The 2,312-nt window shown below is 50.0% G+C and carries 2 protein-coding genes; one reads left to right on the top strand and one right to left on the bottom strand.

The features are described from left to right. Positions 1-781: 781 nt before the first annotated feature. Positions 782-1,360 carry a hypothetical protein gene (locus AC4GMC_RS18250; protein ID WP_487878666.1) on the top strand — a complete coding sequence of 193 codons (579 nt, stop codon included), beginning with the start codon at positions 782-784 and terminating at the stop codon, positions 1,358-1,360. Between the two features lie 165 nt (positions 1,361-1,525). Here AC4GMC_RS18250 and AC4GMC_RS18255 read toward each other — a convergent pair whose 3' ends face one another. Beyond that, a complete protein-coding gene (locus AC4GMC_RS18255; protein WP_487878667.1) occupies positions 1,526-2,275 on the bottom strand; it encodes a hypothetical protein in 750 nt (249 codons plus the stop codon). Positions 2,276-2,312: the final 37 nt, after the last annotated feature.

Raw genomic sequence — 2,312 nt, forward strand, 5'->3', positions numbered from 1 at the left:
ATTTATTTTTGGTTGCGGGAGTAGGATTTGAACCTACGACCTTCAGGTTATGAGCCCATTATTAAATGATTTCAAGAACTTAATAAATTCAATCACATAGGCGACAAGCCTTTGAATTCACAAATTTTCAGCCCTGAAACTCGCTGACATTGGCCCACATCCGTCGTGCCTCACACTCAAAAAATGACGTACGCTCGTTGACATGGCGTTGACATGGATTATCGACCGATGAACCGGAAGATAATCGTTTTCTACTCTTGGGCTGAGCCGCTCCGCGGCATTGGAGCGTTTGGCTTGTGTCGTGGCCTGAGTAAAGCGTTGCGCTTTTTTCGATCTCATCGACCTGTCTGACGATTGGGGCCTTCTCAATCATCAGTCAGGAGGTTCCCATGACATAGTAGAGAGTAAGCCCGCTGCGTCAGCGGAGGATCGAAGACATGCGTATTCGGGGCATGGGCGACAAAGCTCTCAGTCTAATTTGAATCTAAACAAACGATTTCAATGCCATAGCCTTGAGATCGCGCGTGGGACCAAGGCCGCAGGCCGCCCGCAAGATCGTCAGCCCGCCGATACTGGCAGTCGATCGTGCGGGCTATTCAAGTAACTGGAACCAAACGAATAGTTTTGGCCAAGGATAGATCCAATGCAGACGCCAACCTCACCCACTTTCGCCACACCATATCTATCGCATCCCAGGCGCCTTCTGAGAGGTACAGGAAACATCAATGTTGAGTAGCAACTGCCAATTGTGGAATCGCCCGAGCGGGAATAGCATTGACCCGTGGAATACTTGCAGCTGATCTTTAAAAAGGCATTCGCTCGGGCTTGGACCGTATATGGGGTGATTTCGGCCGTCTTAGCGACACTCGCCGCCGCAGTTTGGGGAGATAATGCACCCACTCAATACATCGCGTCGTTTATCATGGCCGCCGTTTCAATCATCTTATTAACTAACCTGTTATTTTTAGCACCCTACAAATTATGGGTAGAAGAACGCGCCAAGCGAGAGGCACTTGAAAAGCCCGACGTCGACTCGCTCAAGACCAGGCGCAATCAGCTATTCGAAGCATCTTCCGGTCTACTGACCTCGACCAAAGCGATTTTCCACGAATGGTCGGTTTCTGATGTACACAAACGTGGATATTTGACCAGAGATTACCACGCGAAGCACTTCAGAATGTCAAGTCTAGCAGACAATTTCTTGCACGAAGATGATATCTATCGAGCCGCGCAAGACGCCATGAACCGATGCAATATTGCGAAGGTCGATGCAACTGAGGGCTTACCCAATCACAATGCCCTGCAAGAGGCACATGAGTTCACGAAAATCCTACTTCTTTTATTAAACGCAGATAGCTAACGGGTGCGATTAAACATTACCAATTTGCGAATTCGCCGCAAATGCTCTTGTTTAGCGCCACTAATCAGCCTTCGATGATTATGAGGATGTCCCTTTCAGGCTCACTCAAGCCACCGAACCAGCGCGATGGCCTCAATATTCTGACTGCACATTATGTATAAAAGGTCAGGCGTGCCCCCCTCCGCTAATTTCGTTACCATCGGCGTTGCCACTGCTAAAAACAGATACCCATTTCACTGCGATCTCTGCACCATCGCGTAGGATTGGCGCAAGGAACGCACCCGCTTCATCAACCAAGCCATCTGCAGCGTCCCCAACGACCTTTTTCCCCAGTGTCTTTAGCGAAGACTTGACCACGTTTTTGAAAGAGGGGGCTTCGGGCGCTCCGGCGGCGACAAGTGCGGCCTTGACGTCATCCTGACGATCCTCCGGAAGCAGATCGGCAACTAAATCAGCAACGGCATCCAAGGGGAGCCGGATGAGTGCCGCGTTGAACGAGCTGTCTGATATATGACCAGCCTTGCGAACTCTCTCCTTGAGACTCGCGTTGACCATTGGGTCCTCGACCTCAAGTATAAAATATTTGTCAGCGTCGTGATGAAAGCGCGCATCACACAAAGCCTCGACCACCTTTGAATTTAACAATTCTGGGTTCTCGTCAAACTTCCGTATCGCGGAATCAAACAGCAGTTGCGAGGCCTTCGCACGTGTGATCCGGAGGTCTGTCATCAGGTCGTAGACCGATGCGTCTTCGGGTAGTAGACCAAGTGTTCGCATCACCTCGAAGATAAGGATGTCAGTCTCTCGCTTTGGCAACGCACCGAATGCAGGTTGGGTATACCGCGTAAGAATGCCGATTAGCGCCTCTCGTGAGTCGTCTGCGCTGTTGGCTTCTATGAATGTCCTGATGTCCAAATCATCAATCCTTTCTAGTGTTTTTCAATTGGTTGGG

It is taken from the genome of Thalassobacter sp., assembly GCF_982993085.1.